Origin of the sequence: Pseudomonas brassicacearum (genome assembly GCF_003732265.1) — a bacterium.
GTDB lineage: Bacteria > Pseudomonadota > Gammaproteobacteria > Pseudomonadales > Pseudomonadaceae > Aquipseudomonas > Aquipseudomonas brassicacearum_D.
The window spans coordinates 1-557 of sequence record NZ_MOBK01000364.1; the positions used below are offsets into that span (position 1 = coordinate 1).

At 61.2% G+C, this 557-nt stretch carries 1 protein-coding gene; it reads left to right on the forward strand.

The features are described 5' to 3' along the window. The coding region (locus tag BK660_RS31735) for a LysR substrate-binding domain-containing protein (RefSeq protein ID WP_259698574.1) at positions 1–535 on the forward strand (535 nt) is incomplete at its 5' end. Positions 536–557 lie beyond the last annotated feature (22 nt).

Below are 557 nucleotides of genomic sequence, written 5' to 3' on the forward strand. Positions count from 1 at the left end.
AGACGAGCGCCCTTACATCGAGCATTTGCTGGTCAGCGGCGAGATCGATGTCGGCGTATTGATCCTCTCCAACCTCGAAGATCGCCACGCCTTGCAGACTGAAGTACTGACCCACTCACCGCACCGTTTGTGGCTCCCGGCCCAACATCCACTGCTGGAACACGACAGCATCAACCTCGCTGACGTCGCCCGCGAGCCGCTGATTCAATTGAACGTCGATGAAATGGATCGCAACGCCCAGCGACTGTGGCGCGGCGCCGGGTTGCAGCCAAAAATCACCTTGAGAACCGCTTCGACCGAAGCGGTGCGAAGCCTGGTCGCCGCCGGTCTAGGCGTGTCGATCCAGCCAGACATGACCTATCGCCCGTGGTCACTGGAAGGCGACATCATCGAAGCGCGGCCCATCGCCGACCTCAACCAGACCCTCGACGTCGGTCTGGCCTGGCGCCGTGGCACTGCGCGCCCCGCTCTCGTCGACCCATTCCTGACCGTAGCCCGTGAGCAACCTCACGGCGGACGCAAGCCATCTATTTAATCGAACGCTGCCTTCAGTATTT